Genomic DNA, 14,984 nt, shown 5'->3' on the forward strand with positions numbered 1-14,984 from the left:
TTTTAAAAAAAATTATACTCTGTGCTCTTAGTTCTTTTGATTTGCTTTGAAAGCCAGCTTAAATTTTTATTTTTATGAATTTGCATGTCATATTCTTTACATATCTTATCAACCAGTTGTGGTACTAAAGGAAGTGATTCATTGAATTTATTTGATGCTAAAACAGAAAAGCCTGCTCCTGTGACAAGATTAATGCCTTCACTTAAACTTTTTTTGAACATTTCTTCGTTTTGTATTTTAAGCATATACAACCTCTTTTCGTGTTAACATTGCTAATATGTTAGCAGTATGGTTTTTAAATTGTCAATAAAATTGCTTATTTTTTGGCACAGATTTGGCACACTTCTGCCCCTTTCGGTCGGTTTTTGGCGGAAGGGGGGTATTGATAAATAAGGGTTTTTAGGCGTTTTGCCCCGTCGGAATTAAGTTCAAATCTTCTCGTTCCGATTTGAGTTTATCTTTTTGCAATTAGATGCATTCTTGTGTTCCGGTTATAATATGATGATTTCTCATTATCAGAAGATTCTGCTGCATTTTTCGAAACATGGAACAGCTTCATTTATCAGTATCCTGCCGCTGACGGTATCACACGAAAATATCAATATTATTGCCAAGGTTGCTCATGAGGGCATTGCTTTCAGCGTCTGCGGATTCAGATACTTTTTCATCTTCGGATTTTCCGCCGCTTTTTTCGGCTTTATAATCATTCTCTTCTTTCGCGTTTATCCTGCCGTCGCCGTCTTTGTCATATTTGTCGTATACGTCTTTGCTCACCCTGTCATAGGCAATGCTATACGTTGTTGCAGATTTTTCGCCTGAACCGTTGTTCCCGTTTCCGCCTGCGTGTGGTATGCCGGAATAGGACGACGGATTAACACCTGATACGCTCATATCATTCTCCATCGGAAGTTCATATTCATATCGGAAAAAGACTTTATTTCTTAACAAAAAGGGCTGTTCATTTACAAGCTAATCGTTACCGCGCTCCCTGCCTCGGTTGACAACCAAAGGCTTTGGTGGTTAAATATTGAGCGTAGGTATTTTATTTAATCAAGAAGAGGCGGATGAAACTTTCTTACAGGTTCAAGCTCGTTTTTGTTATAACCACCCTCTCAGTGCTGCTTACGGCGGCATCAGTTTTCATATATTACCAATACACTTATAGAATCATGATGGAGAGTATCTCAAAAAACCTCAGGGATGTTTCTGAGCTTGTTCGCATGTCTTTGGATGAAAGCGATATGGAACGTCTGCAAAGGCTGAAAGCCGCATTGGAGCCTTATATTTCATATACCGAAGATGAGATAAAATACATCCAGGGCGGTGGTGTAGTGAGTAATTTGCCGGCTGATGTTATAAAAAAACTACAGTCGAGTGACGATTTTCAGTTTCTCACAAAAAAAATATCCAGATTGATGCTGCTGACCCTCGATGCTCCTTATGCTGAGAAGCTCAAGCCTTACTCAGTGAAAAAAACGAGAGAATATTTTGATAAGGGCGGAGTTATGCCCTATCTCGTTACGATGTCAGATAAATATTCAAAACAGAGGTTTGTGCAGACGCTGGTTGCCAGCGGGTATGATAAAGTGGAAGGTGTTTGGATGGGCAATCCCATCGGGACAACATGGTACACAGCGCTTCCTGATGAGATTTTGCTTATTCCTGATGTATATGTGCACAATGAGCTGTACACGGATGCATTCTATACGGCACTGTATTCCACGGCGACAATCTTTGATAAAAATGGTAAATTTGTCGCTTGTCTGGAAATGGACTATCCTGTCGGGCAGGAACTGAATAAACTCAGAAACCTGAGAACTCTCAGCTATATCCTCATCTTCATAAGTTTCATCGCCAGCCTTCTGTTGTCGCTTTATTTTTCAAAACGCATGAGCGGTTCTCTTAAAAAGCTCACAGATGCCGCAGAGCAGATAAAGGACAACAACTACGACGTGCGGACGGATATCTCCAGAGAGGACGAGTTCGGCAAACTGGGCAGCGCCTTCAACAACATGGCGGAGGCTGTGCAGAAGACCACAACCGACCTGCAAAAGAGCAACGATCGTCTTATGTCCCTCACTGCTGACATGCACGACGGTGTGGGCGCAGTGTTAACCAGCATCCAGATAGCCACCCGCAAGGACAGCGAAACGGATATAGACAACATACACAGTCTTGCCGAACAGGGTATGGGCGAGATACGGTTTCTTATGGACGCCATGGAGTATGAATCGTCCACCTTTGAACTGCTGACAGAGGGCATAACTCTTCTCGCTGTGGATATCCTGCAACCGAGAAAGATAGATTGGGTGCTTGAAACCGAAGGTGACAACTCTGCGGAGATGCCGTTTCAGATGTATCTGGATGTTCAGCGCATCGCAAGGGAGGTATTCGCGAACGTTATCAAACACAGCGATGCAAACAGGTGTGTTATACACCTGCGCATCATCGGCGACACAATCTGGCTGACTGTGGAAGACAACGGGCACGAGCTTGAAAAACCTCTGGGAACGTCCGGCGGCAAAGGGTTGAAAAACATCCGACACAGGGTGCTGCGCTACGAAGGTGATTTTAACAGCGAAAAAACAGAGTCCGGCTTCCACGTTAAAGTGTCATTAAAAATACCTGTCTGATAAAATATCACATGATAAATCACATTTCCAAAAATGCAGATTTGATTTAAAAAGGGTTTATGGCAAAAATCAAAGTTGTGTTGATCGAAGATCAGGATGATGTTGCGGTAAATATTGTGTATGTCCTTTCGAAGGTGCCGGACATAGAGCTTCGTTCCATACATTTTTCTGCCGAAGACGCTTTCGCTGCCATAAATCAGGACGATGCCGACGTTTATCTTGTTGATCTCGGTTTGCCGGGAATGAGTGGAGTTGAGTTCATTTCTCAGGTTTCACAGAAACAACCTGATACGGATTTCATCGTCCATACGATTTCGGAAAACGGACGTGATCTTCTTGAGGCGCTCTCCGCCGGCGCTGTCGGGTATATTATCAAAGGCTGTGCAGATAATGATCTTATAGATGGAATCAGATCGGTTGCTTCCGGTGGGGGGCTTCTCAGCCCCAGAATGGCGCGGAGACTTTGCCACTATTTCAGAGAGAGCGGAGGCAGTAAGAATCCGCTCACAAAGACAGAGACGGAAGTGCTCAATATGCTGAAGACAGGCGAATCCTACGAGCAGATATCCATGAAGAAAAATGTCGCTCTGTCCACGATACAGTCGCATATCAAGAGTATATATAAAAAGCTGAATGTAAATAACCGCAGGGACGCCATTCTGGCTGGCTCGTTTTACGGGCTTTTAAACGAACAGAACTGACTGTCCTGCCGGTGTTGCTGAAACGGATGCGGCGGAGCCGGTTACTCTGCCGCCCGTACCTTTTCAAAGTCTGCCCTTTCTTCCAACATAGAGAAAACGCGGATGCCGTGAGGTTTCTGCGTTTTTTTATTTGACACTTCCATGCTAAAATATGGTGAAAAGGAGGACGTATGAATTCAAAAGGCATAGATGGCAGACATCTCAGGTTTCACATTCCTTATTTCCATCTCAACAGCACGTTCGGCGATGACTGGTTCGGGCAGAAGGCGGAGTATTTTGCAAGATTTTTCGGAACACCGACCTTTCTGATAGCCCAGACCATAATAGTTGCCGTTTGGATAGCGCTGAATGTGAGCGGTGTGACGAAATTTGACATATACCCGTTCATATTGCTGAACCTGGCGTTCAGTTTACAGGCTGCATACGCAGCACCGCTGATACTTCTTGCCCAGACGCGTCAGGCGGACAGGGACAAGGCGCACACGGAAGCGGATGCACAGCACAGGGAAGACCTTGCGGCTGCGGCGGAGAGAAGACAGATAATTGCAGAGGAGCACGCGGAAAAGATACTGGAACTGCTTGAGCAGAACACTAAACTGACCATGATAGTACAGGATTTAAGCCGGAGTGCAGAGGAGCGGCAGATACTTGCGGAAACTCAGTCGGAAAAGATACTGGAACTGCTGGAGCAAAACACGAGGCTTACGATGGTTGTTCAGGAACTTACGCAGAGTATGGAAGTGCTCACCCGCGAGGTGCGGAACAGGCTTCTTATGCAGGACGACTACACAGACTGAGGTTTATCCGACCGTATTCATGTTTTCGACGTATTTATAGACTTCCGGCGGTACTGATACGTTTTCAGGGTTGATGAGACCGATTATCTTCTGTGCATCGAGTGCACTTTTCGCCATATCGACCACTTTAATGGGCATCCTGCCTCCGTTTTTGTTCATAAATATGACTACCACAGGGGTCATGGGGTTCGCAGCATTCATCTTGCCCACCATTCCCAGCTCTTTTGTAGCCATTATCACCAGTGAACCTACGGGGTAAATTCCCACGTTTTTTATGAAAAACTCGAAAATGGATTTGTTTATGTGTTTGTCAGCCCACTGGAACATAAGTTTCAGGGCGGATGTCGCAGCTATTCCTTTGTTATATACTCTGTCGCTGGTTATCGCGTCGTAAATATCCACAACGGCGCCTATCTTGCCGAAAATGCTTATCTGTTCGTCTTTAAGACCATAGGGATAACCGGAACCGTCGTGGCGTTCGTGGTGCTCAATTATCATTTTAAGTTCTTCTTCGGGGACCCCGCATTTTTTTGCGTATTCGTATCCGAGAAGAACATGGGTCTTCATCACTTTATATTCATCCGGCGTGAGCTTGCCGGGTTTGTTCAGTATGGCATCGGGAACCAGCATTTTGCCTATGTCGTGCATCAGACCGGAGTTAGCTGCAATCTGTACCTCTCTTTTGCTGAGTCCCAGGTGAGTTGCAAGACTCGCGGCGAAAATGCTTACGTTCATAGAGTGGTGAAATGTATAATTGTCGTGCTGTTTCAGCTTGGTGATGCTGGTGAGCACCCCCCGTTTTTTCATGGTCATTTCCGCAATGCTGTCAGAAACGTGTTTGATAGCTGTGGAGTTGATCATACCGCCGCATTTTATGTCATCCAGAACCGAGCCGACGATGCGGACTGATTCCGTGTATACATCCGATGCCTGATGCAGGTCTTTCAGGTTTAGCTGACATTGTGCTGATTGTTCTTTTATCTCATTGATGATACTTGCCGATTTGCCGTCGAGAAGATCGTCGAGTTTTTGCAGTTCCTCGTTTCTGGGTTTGATGAAAACGTATTCTATGCCGTTCTGTCTGAGGCGTTCGATTACAGACGGATTGTCTATCCTGACCTTGTGAGTCAGAAAGTCGGTGCCGAGCCAGCCGCGGTCAAATTTTACAACCTCGTCACCTATTTTTAAATCATCAAGGAAAACCTTTTCCATGCACCGTCCCGCATTGTATATTTCTATATATGCCTCACTGTTCACTTATAGTAAAATATGAGCCATCGGTCAATATATATCTGACAGAATTGTTTGTCATTCCTCACTTTTGATGGGCGTTATTTTCCGAAGATACCGCCTGTTCCCCCGCTTATGAGCGAAGCGACGCTGCCCAAAGCTGATGGGAGGTCAAAAAAACTCTGTACAGCTATATATTTAGGCTGCCATTGCGGATTGAACTTATCCTTATAGCTGCGAAGTCCCTTGAAGTTATAAAACCTTTCGCCGTGGTTGAAAAGTGCGCTTGCAACCCTGTTCCAGAGAGGGGAAAAGGAGTGGGTGTCAATGCCGGACAGTGGAGCCATGCCGAGGTTGAAATAAGCGTAGCCTTTCTCTTTTCCGTGGAGCATCAGCTTAACGAACAGATATTCCATAACGCCTTTCGGTGCCGCCGAACCGTAACGCATGAGGTCTATGGACAGTTCGTCCATATCCGCCGCTGCCCAGAGGTTTGCAAAGGCAACGGGTGCATCGTCTTTAAAAACCACTGCAACCGGCATTTTTTTGATATATTCCACGTCGAAGGATCCAAGAGAAAAGCGCTTTTCCCGCGTATTTTTGTTCGCCAGCCATTCGTCGGATATCAGTTTAAGTTCCGGCAGAAGGCTTTCTGTGTCTTCGATTATTTCGAAACGGCAGTTTTCCTTTTCCATCTTTTTCAGGTTGTTGCGCGTTCCGCTCCAGTGGCTTCCTTCAAGGCTGAAATTGTTCAGAGGAACCCGCGCTTCCTCGCCTATCTTGTATATCCTGAAACCGGCGTCTATGTACTGCGGGATGTACTGTGTGCCGACTTCATAAAAAACAGCTTTGCATCCGTGGTTCTGTGCCAGCCCGCGGAAACCTATAATAAGTTCCGCCGCCTCGTCCTCGTCTGCCGCGGAAACGGGATCGCCCATGCTTACGAAGCATCGTCCCTCTATGCCGTACATGATGAACGAGCTGTGCTCATCATTGGTGAAAAACTGTTTATCCTGCAGAAGAGCCAGATATGCCGAAGTGTCGCTGTTGTTTTTCACAACGTTTTCAATCTCTTCGGGACTGAGAGCTTCATAATGTCTGACCTTTTTGGACGGCTGCATGAATTTGTACAGCAGGAGCGCTGACATAAGGCTGAAAACACCCACAAGAGTGCGCAGGAATCTGGGCGCCTGATCGTTGAACGTGAAAGTCCACCAGAGACTGCTTCGGTACTCGACGTGTTTGTATGAGAAGAAGCCGAGCCAGACGTACACCAGAAGAATAGCGAACACCGCCGCTGCCCATTCTTTTGTGAGCACCTCGTCGAAAAAGGGGCTTCTTTTGTTAAACAGCTTGCGGACAGGGAGCATCGCCGCGGCAATGGCAACTGCGAACAGGGCGGTTTCAATCTCTGCACCTTTCAGCAGTCCGAAAATGGTGCCCGCCGCCAAAAGAGCCATGGTGAGCTGATACGCAAGGTCGATGCGCTTTCTCAGTCCGCCGGAGAGTATGATAAGTCCCATTCCGGTTATGCTGGCGAGGAAATGTGAGGTTTCCACCACGGCAAGGGAGAACATCTTTTCAACAAACGAAAACCTGTCGGGGTTTATCGGTGTCGCGCCGGCGAATAGCATATATGCGCCCACTATGAAGACTATCACGGAGATAAGGTTCGGCGTGACAGCTCTGTATATTCTGTTCAGGTATCCGGCGTATGAGAGCACCTTCTCTTTCTGCCGCGCACCTTCGGTTATTCCGAGTATGATAGCCGCTGTGAGCAGAGGAAGGATGTAGTATGTTACTCTGTATACCAGCAGCGAACCTATCATGGACGGAACGGAAGCAGAGGGAAAGAAAGACAGAATTACCGTTTCAAATACAACGGCACCGCCGGGAACATGGCTGATAAGTCCGATGGTCTGGGCGAGAATGTATATCCCCATGAACTGCATGAATCCGACAGGGGCGCTGTCTGGCATGAGAACATAGAGAACGGCGCCGGCAAGTATCCAGTCTGTTACACCTACGGTTATCTGTGCAAGACCCAGAGCTGGGGAGGGGAGGGTTATCTCCTGCCCAAAGAGGGTGAACGGTTTCCGGAAAAAGACCAGAAGGAAGTAATACACCGCTATGCCAGTCAGAAAAAGAGCGCCGATGATGCGCATATTTATGAATGTATGCAGTTTAAGGGGCATCTCCGCAACAGGCGCAAGGGTCAACGCAGCGCCGCCCAAAGCGAGTATGCCAACCCAGAGTGTTGCGGATGTGAAGACGACCATTCTGCTTATTTCCGGGAAGCTGAGTCCCCATGATGAGTAGTACCTGTAGCGCAGGGAGCCTGAAGCCAGCACGGAGAGTCCGATTGAATTGCTGAACCCGTAGCTGAGAAAAGATGCCAGCACAACCTTGCGCGCAGCCAGTTTTCTGCCGAGATAGCGCAGCCCCAGAAAGTCGTATGTGGTCAGGAAAAGATAGCTTGCCGCCATGAAGAAAACCGCGAGCAGCTTATTCTGCATGGGTATTGCGTTAAGATCCTTCATGATCTGCCGCAGGCTGTATTTGTCCAGAAAGCTGTCAACAAATATGCCCGTCAGAAATAACATGGCTAAGATGAAGCCGAAAGATAATATCTGTCTGTATTTATGACTGATTTTCATGTTCTATAGTATCAAGTGTAACACTTATCTTTCCGTCTTCAAACCGGATCTTCATATTTCTGTATTTAAAGAGGTAATAAAGTCCTACTGCAGCAGCAAGCAGACCGGATGCGGCACCGACGCCAAGGGCGGCGCGAGCACCGAACATATCCGCTATCCTGCCGACAAAGGGGGCGCCTACTATTGTTCCGCCCCATGATATCGCAAACAGTATCGCCAGTACCCGTCCGCGCATATGAGGTTCAGTGAGAAGCTGGACAGCTCCAAGCGCAGTTGTTGTGAAGGTCTGGGCGGAAATGCCTATGACAGCCAGCGCCGCGCCGAACAGCAGATAGGTCGGCATTGCCGCGGCAAGGATAAATCCTGCACCGAAAACTGCCGCACCGACGAAAATAAGCGATACGCGCGGCTTGTCGCGGCTTGCGGAGAGCAGAGCGCCCACAACGGAGCCTACTGCCATTATGGTTGTCAGAAGCCCGAACTCGTGGGCACCGGAGTGGAACACCGATACAGCCATGGTGGAAATGAATATCGGGAAGTTCAGTCCGAATGTGCCTATCAGAAAGAACATGAACAGAATTGTTTTAAGGTCGGGTCTGCCGGCGATATACCGGAAGCCGTCGGCAAGACCGCTTCGTGTGAATTTCACTTTTTCGCGCAGGTGCAGTTCACTCTTTTTAATGGTCCAGAGCGAAACCAGAACCGCGGCGAAAGAGGCGGCGTTTATCAGGAAAACCCATCCTGTGCCTATCACGGATATCATGACGCCGGCAACTGCGGGACCGATCATCCGTGCGGCGTTGAAGGAGGTGGAGTTGAGCGCTATCGCATTTGAGATGTCCTTTTCCGTAACAAGCTCGGAAACGAACGTCTGCCGGGCGGGAGTGTCAAACGCTGTAACACAGCCGAATATCAGAGCAAAGATGTACACATGCCACAGCTTAACAGCGCCAAGCACCGTGAGAAGCCCCAGCCCAAGCGCCAGAAGCCCCATGGAAGCCTGTGTCACGATAAGCAGTTTCCGCCTGTCGAAATAGTCCGCCGCAAAGCCGTTGACCGGAAGCAGAAAGAATTGGGGTCCGAACTGCAAAGCCATGACGATGCCCACAGCCGTCGCATTATTGTTTGTCAGCGTCGTCAGAACAAGCCAGTCCTGCGCTGTGCGCTGCATCCATGTGCCGACGTTGGAAACAATGGCGCCAGCCGCCCAAAGTCTGTAGTTTCGCACCGCGAGGGAGCGAAAAGTGCTTTTAAACATAAGTTTTCCTTTCAGACGGATAATATACCAAACAGCATAAAACTGCAAAGTTTCTCTTCTGATGATAATTTTGCCGGAATCGTAATTCAGCTTATATAATAATTTTTCTAAATTAAATATTACATTTTCAGCATATTCCTGTGACAGACAGAGGATACACTCATTCAAAATTCCGGAGGTTTGCCGAATGAGCAAGTTCAAAAAGTTAGCGTCAATGGTGCTTCTCGCCATTGTAATGACAGTCTCACTCGTGGCGTGCAACGACAGCGACAGCGACGCTGCAACGCCCACACCCGATCCCGATACTGAAACGCCTGCAGCAAAAAGCGTTTCTTTCACAGGAGTTAAAGCTCCCGAAACAGACACTGAAAAAAGAAGCATCCTCGCTTCCGATACTGTGACAATCGACGGACAGGAATATTCCATCGGATATCACACAATCCTCAGAAGCGGCGATAAACCCAGTTCAGATTCAGAGGTTTTCGGTCAGCTCTATGATGAGGACGGAGACAAAGTGCTCAACCCTTCCGACGCTTCTGATTATGTCTCTTCCGACAACGACTTCTCTTCACTGCTTACAGGTCTTGACGGAAACCTTTACATGATATCCCACTTTGAATCGGTTCCCGCAGCTATGTATATCACAAAGCTGAAACAGGACGCTTCCGGCGTTCTTTCTGCTGAAAAAACACGCCACATCGATTTTTCCGGCGTTAAAGGCGGCTGGGTACACTGCGCAGGCAGCGTTACTCCCTGGGGAACGCACCTCGGTTCTGAAGAGTATGAACCCGACGCAAAGATCGTTGACGCAACAACGGGCAAGTTCAACGATACTTACGGCAACAGAATGGCGCTGTATTTCGGTCTGGCAACAAACCTGACAACAGCGGGCGCATACAGCACAATGAACATCTATAACTACGGATGGCAGACAGAGCTTGCAGTTCAGAACTTCAACGCTGTCACCGTGACAAAACACTACAGCATGGGACGCGTTGCGCACGAGCTTGGCTACGTTATGCCCGACAAAAAGACAGCGTATATCTCTGACGACGGTACAAACGTCGGTCTGTTCAGATTTGTTGCAGACGCAGCCGGTGACCTTTCCTCCGGTACCCTGTACGTTGCAAAATGGGCGCAGACAGATGCGGCAAACGGCGGTTCCGCTAACATAACATGGATAAGCCTCGGTTCTGCCTCCGACGCTGAGATAAAGGCTATGCTTGATTCTCACGTAACATATGCCGACATCTTCGACGAAGTTGATATATCCGGCGGCGCTGCCTGCCCCTCAACTCACAACGAGATAAACACTACATACGGACATCAGTGTCTTCAAGTCAAAACAGGTATGGAAAAAGCTGCCTCCAGGCTGGAAACACGCCGCTATGCAGCTATGCTTGGCGGTACAACGGAGTTCCGCAAAATGGAAGGTATAACTCTTAACTCAGAAACAAGAACAATGTACCTTGCGCTTTCAGAAATAGGCAACGGTATGCTTGACAACAACGCCACAAACGATGCCGGCGGTCCCAACGATATAAAAGTTGCCAAAAACACCTGCGGCGCGGTTTATGCACTTGACCTCGACACAAACTATGCTGCTACAAAAATGTATCCTGTTGTTGTGGGAACACCCGTCACAACAGACTACGGCGCTGCTGACGATTCCAAAAAATATGCTTCCGACGGCGCGTTTGCGAACAACAAATGCTCTCTGGACGGAGTTGCAAACCCCGACAACCTGACTTTTATGCCCGGTTATAAAACTCTTATCATCGGCGAAGACTCAGGCGCCGGACACGAAAACGACATGATCTGGTCTTACAACGTTGAGACAAAAACTCTCACCCGTATCCAGACAACACCCTACGGTTCCGAAACTACATCTCCTTATTTCTATCCCAACTACCACGGTTTCGGATACCTTATGAGCGTTATTCAGCACCCCTACGGCGAAGCGACAACCGGTATGCCCGCTGCCAACAGCACAGCCGACAAGAGAGCCTACACAGGCTTCATAGGTCCCTTCCCCGCAATGAACTAAACCGTAAGGTTTCCCTTTATCGGTAATAAGTTCCCCGTGATGCTCCGGCTTCACGGGGAATTTTGATTTGACTATAAGGAGAGATTGACATGAAAAAAACAGGTGTATTTTTCCTGCTGGGCGCCGTTCTGCTTTTTGTCACGGCAGCCTGCGGAGGCGGAGGAGGTTCCGCATCGCCGACGACGGAAGGTACCGTAACCTATCCTTTGCTTTCAAAATCTGTAAAGAATGAGGCGGCGTTTATCCCCTCCCAATGCTATACGGTGACTGAAGGGGAGAACGGGGAAAAATTCAATCCGTGTTACAGTTGCCATAAAAATTCTGTGGAGCCAAACTATACCAACGACGACGACCTGCAGGAAACATACACCTTTGCGGAATATGCGAACACGAACCACTGGACAAACCTGTTCGTTGACCGTACGGAAGCAGTTGTCGCACAGAGCGACAGCGAGATACTCTCATATGTCCGCCAGGACAACTATAAGTCATCCGACGGGAAGATAATCCTTGCTGAAAAGCTGAAATCCGTTCCAAAAGAATGGGATTTCGATGGTGACGGAAGCTGGGGAGGCTACACACCGGATTGTTATTTCAACTTTGACAGCGAGGGCTTCGATAAAAACCCTTCCGGAGGCTATACCGGATGGAGAGCCTATGCCTATGCACCGTTCCTCGGCACCTTCTGGCCTACGAACGGTTCGACAGACGACGTGCTCATCCGTCTCAGCGATATATTTATGAAGGACGAAGGCGGCAGTTTCAGCCTTGATGTATATAAGATAAATCTTGCCATTGTTGAATCGCTGATAAAGAAAAAGGACATCGCCATAGACCCTGTTGATGAAACGGTATACGGCGTTGATCTGGATAAAAACGGCAGCCTTGGTACTGCATCCGTCATAGAATATGACTGGCTGCCCACGGCAGGCAGATACATGTATTATGTCGGTTTGGCAAAAACAAAACTCGCGGCTGGAGAAGTGCATCTGGCAGCAGGGCTTTTTCCCGAAGGCACTGAGTTTCTCCATTCTGTCCGCTATATAAACGTCACTGACGGCGGCGACATTGACATTGCGCCACGCATGAAAGAGCTTCGCTATTCGAAAAAACTGATGTGGATGACATACAGCGATCTGGAATATGAAGCGTACGACGAATTTAAAGAGGAATATGACTTTCCCGACAGGCTTTCAGTCTATTACGGGGATATCGAATACGGACTGAGCAATCCGCAGGGCTGGGTGTTTCAGGCGTTCATAGAGGATGCCAAAGGTGATCTGCGTCCGCAGACCTATGAAGAAACGGTTTTCTGCATGGGCTGCCACACAAGGCTCGGTGCAACCAGTGATACGGTGTTTACTTACAGCCGAAAGTATGAGGATTCATCGAACAAACGCGGCTGGTTCCACTGGACCCAGAAGAGCATTAAAGGTATGCCTGAACATAAGGTGGCATACGAGGGTAAAGGCGATCAGTACGAATATACTATGTATTTGCAACAGAACATAGCGGGAGACGAGTTCAGGGACAACGACGAGGTTAAGGCGAAGTTCTTCAATGCCGACGGCACCCTTAAAACAGATATGGTGAACGCGCTGCACTCAGACGTTTCTGTTCTGTTGTTCCCTTCGTCAGCAAGGGCGCTGACGCTGAACAAAGCATACAGAACCATCGTTAAGGAGCAGAGTTTCGTTTACGGACGGGATGCCAACGTAAAGCCTGTTACGAATGTGCATAAAACAATTTCCCCGCAGGACAAACCAACGGGGCTGACGGATTTTATACTTTCCACAGCAACGTCGCTTATCTTTTGATACAAAAAAAGGGCGGTCAGCGGACCGCCCTTAATAATTCCATTAAAGAAAACTCCGCGGCTATTATGTTCTGAACCTGCTCACCAGCATGGACAGATCTTCCGTCTGCTTTTGAAGGTCTACGACGGTGTTTGAAACCTCCGTGACGGATATATTACTCTGCTCAACCCCGTTTGAAAGAACCTGCGTGTTGCCGTTTATGTTATGTATCGCCTGAACCTGTTCGGAAACTGCTGTTTCGATGTGTCTGCTTGCCTCCGTGATAGTATTCACAGAGCTTACGATGTTTTCGAACATGCTTTCTGTGTCCCTGATAACGACAACGCCGTTTTCAACCTTTTTGCTGGCTGCCTTCATGTTATCCGAAGCCACAGACGATTCTTTCTGAAGGTTTAGAATGATAGTCTCTATCTCTTTGATAGCCTTCTGGGAGCGCTCCGCAAGTTTCCGCACCTCGTCGGCAACAACAGCAAAACCGCGTCCGTGTTCCCCTGCCCTTGCTGCCTCTATTGCCGCATTAAGAGCAAGAAGGTTAGTTTGATCTGCTATATCGTTTATAACGTTAAGTATGTTTCCTATCTCCTCGGAAGAGTTGGAAAGCTGACCAATGGTTTTGCCGAGGTTTTCCACTTCGTCTTTAATTGATATGACGCTGGAAACAGCTTCCAGAAGCATTTCCCTTCCGTCGTGAATAAAGCTGTTTGCCTGTTCCGCTTTGTCCGTAACGTCCTGAACAGAGCGAACAACCTCTGATGCGGAGGTGCTCATTTCCTCCGTTGCCGATGCGACAGCGGAGAGCTGTAATGTCTGTTCATGGAAGTTCTGCGCCAGTTTTTCAGATGTTGCGGATAGTTCCGAGTTGCCTGAAGCTATGCTGTCAGAGTTCTGTTTAACTGTGTTTATGATATCTCTGAGTTTATTTATAAACTGATTGAAGTGTTTGGCGAGCTCGCCCACTTCATCCCCTGAGGTCACGGGGAGCTTTTTCGTAAGGTCGCCTTCGCCCTCTGAAATGTCTTTAAGCATACCGGCAGTCTGTTTGATGCTTCTGACAATCACCGAACCGAGTTTAAGAGCAACAGCCGCGCCGACAAGAAGACCGAAAATAATGACGCTTATGAACATGTATTTGGCTGTGGTAAAGGTGGTGTTTGCGGCGTTGTGTTCTCCCTCTGCGTCTTTGAGGTTGGTTTCTGTAAGGGTGTTCAGGTTTTCACGCATGGCGTCGAAAAGTTTACTCGCTTCGCCGTATGAGAGGGCGGCTGCGGCAAGTCTGGAATCTTCGGTGTTTTCCGCGGAAAGTTTGAGCACCTGCTGTGATACAACCTTCCACTTTTCATAATCCGAGTGGAATTTGTCTATAGTATCCGCAGTTTTGTCAGTTCTGCTCAGTGCCTCATATTTACCGAACCGGGTCAGAACCTGTTCCATATTTTCGTTGTAAGAGTCAAGAAAATCCTTATATTCCGCTGCATCCGCAGGTGTCACAGTCAGGGCGCGTTCCGCCAGCAGAAGCTGGTGCAGATCCCTGTCCGCCTCAATAAGGTAGTCCATGGACGGCAGACGGACGGAAAAAATTGAGGCCTGTGTGTTGTTTATTTTGGTAAGCCCGAAGTGACCTATCACTCCGCATATAGAGAGCATGAGCATCAGCGTGCCCAATCCAAGGTTGATTTTGGTTCTTATGGAAAGATTAGCAAGAAAATTCATAGTAACCCCACAGGAAGGATCATTTTTTGTATTTATTATGATTATATGTGCTCAAATATGAGAATCAAAGCAAAAAATCTGAAGTTTAGAAAATAATAATGTTTATTAATTTAAAGTTAAAATAGTTAGAGTAT

10 protein-coding genes and 1 pseudogene are annotated in these 14,984 nt (G+C 47.6%); 5 read left to right on the forward strand and 6 right to left on the reverse strand.

What is annotated here, in order from left to right:
• Window positions 1-2 precede the first annotated feature (2 nt).
• The gene (locus tag Q7P67_RS08995; RefSeq protein ID WP_303851629.1) at window positions 3-245 is read right to left on the reverse strand and encodes a hypothetical protein; all 243 of its coding nucleotides are present in this window, start codon (window positions 243-245) and stop codon (window positions 3-5) included.
• A gap of 340 nt (window positions 246-585) precedes the next feature.
• The gene (locus Q7P67_RS09000) at window positions 586-891 is read right to left on the reverse strand and encodes a hypothetical protein (RefSeq protein WP_303851630.1); all 306 of its coding nucleotides are present in this window, start codon (window positions 889-891) and stop codon (window positions 586-588) included.
• Window positions 892-1,064: 173 nt separating this feature from the next.
• Here Q7P67_RS09000 and Q7P67_RS09005 point away from each other — a divergent pair, with 173 nt between their 5' ends.
• The 3 genes and pseudogenes from Q7P67_RS09005 to Q7P67_RS09015 form a co-directional block, all read left to right on the forward strand.
• Window positions 1,065-2,633, forward strand: coding sequence for a HAMP domain-containing protein (locus tag Q7P67_RS09005; RefSeq protein WP_303851631.1), 1,569 nt, complete (start codon window positions 1,065-1,067; stop codon window positions 2,631-2,633).
• 59 nt (window positions 2,634-2,692) lie between these two features.
• Window positions 2,693-3,334 carry a response regulator transcription factor gene (locus tag Q7P67_RS09010; RefSeq protein ID WP_303851632.1) on the forward strand — a complete coding sequence of 214 codons (642 nt, stop codon included), beginning with the start codon at window positions 2,693-2,695 and terminating at the stop codon, window positions 3,332-3,334.
• A gap of 170 nt (window positions 3,335-3,504) precedes the next feature.
• Window positions 3,505-3,957, forward strand: a pseudogene (locus Q7P67_RS09015) (DUF1003 domain-containing protein); the annotation flags it as partial.
• A 177-nt stretch (window positions 3,958-4,134) separates the two neighbouring features.
• On the opposite strand, the gene Q7P67_RS09020 reads toward Q7P67_RS09015, so the two are convergent.
• From Q7P67_RS09020 to Q7P67_RS09030, 3 genes are all read right to left on the reverse strand, one after another.
• Window positions 4,135-5,343 (reverse strand): HD-GYP domain-containing protein, encoded by a 1,209-nt coding sequence (locus Q7P67_RS09020; protein ID WP_303851634.1) that lies wholly within the window; start codon window positions 5,341-5,343, stop codon window positions 4,135-4,137.
• A gap of 119 nt (window positions 5,344-5,462) precedes the next feature.
• Window positions 5,463-8,018, reverse strand: a complete 2,556-nt coding sequence (gene mprF, locus Q7P67_RS09025) for a bifunctional lysylphosphatidylglycerol flippase/synthetase MprF (protein WP_303851635.1) — start codon at window positions 8,016-8,018, stop codon at window positions 5,463-5,465.
• Window positions 8,002-9,276, reverse strand: coding sequence for an MFS transporter (locus Q7P67_RS09030; protein ID WP_303851636.1), 1,275 nt, complete (start codon window positions 9,274-9,276; stop codon window positions 8,002-8,004). The genes mprF and Q7P67_RS09030 overlap by 17 nt, the downstream gene beginning before the upstream one ends.
• 187 nt (window positions 9,277-9,463) lie before the next feature.
• On the opposite strand from Q7P67_RS09030, the gene Q7P67_RS09035 reads away from it, so the two are divergent.
• Window positions 9,464-11,323, forward strand: coding sequence for a PhoX family phosphatase (locus Q7P67_RS09035; RefSeq protein WP_303851637.1), 1,860 nt, complete (start codon window positions 9,464-9,466; stop codon window positions 11,321-11,323).
• Window positions 11,324-11,412: 89 nt separating this feature from the next.
• Entirely contained in the window at window positions 11,413-13,140 is a 1,728-nt protein-coding gene (locus Q7P67_RS09040) for a hypothetical protein (RefSeq protein ID WP_303851638.1), read from the forward strand.
• Between the two features lie 63 nt (window positions 13,141-13,203).
• On the opposite strand, the gene Q7P67_RS09045 is transcribed toward Q7P67_RS09040, so the two are convergent.
• Window positions 13,204-14,850, reverse strand: a complete 1,647-nt coding sequence (locus Q7P67_RS09045; protein ID WP_303851639.1) for a methyl-accepting chemotaxis protein — start codon at window positions 14,848-14,850, stop codon at window positions 13,204-13,206.
• Between the last annotated feature and the right edge of the window lie 134 nt (window positions 14,851-14,984).

Origin of the sequence: Seleniivibrio woodruffii, assembly GCF_029267515.1 — a bacterium.
GTDB lineage: Bacteria > Chrysiogenota > Deferribacteres > Deferribacterales > Geovibrionaceae > Seleniivibrio > Seleniivibrio woodruffii_A.